This is a genomic window from Dellaglioa sp. CoH-55-MRSF-8, from assembly GCF_056782195.1.
In genome coordinates this window covers 1-241 of sequence record NZ_JBXAYH010000253.1, presented here as the reverse complement: position 1 = coordinate 241, position 241 = coordinate 1, and the positions used below count along the sequence as shown (strand labels likewise).

Below are 241 nucleotides of genomic sequence, written 5' to 3'. Positions count from 1 at the left end.
AAATGCGCAAGTGGACTGATGCAGAGCTGGCGCGTGCCGCTGAGTTCGATTCCGTGATGCGTGGGCTCACAGGTCCGCAGATCGGTCGCGGTGTCACGGAGTACCTGATTCCCGGCGTCAATTACAAGCAGATGTCGAAGGCCCGTCTTCGCGACGAGTGGGCCACGCGCCAACCCACGCTCAACAAGAAGCGACTCAGCGACTTCACGCTCGCCCAGATCGGGAAGCCGCCGTGCTGTAT

General features: G+C 61.4%; 1 protein-coding gene. It reads left to right on the top strand.

Translation table 11 applies throughout. From position 1 onward, the window contains the following. Positions 1 to 241: hypothetical protein (locus AC1RPW_RS08665; RefSeq protein WP_481769557.1), on the top strand; the 241-nt coding region annotated here is incomplete at both ends.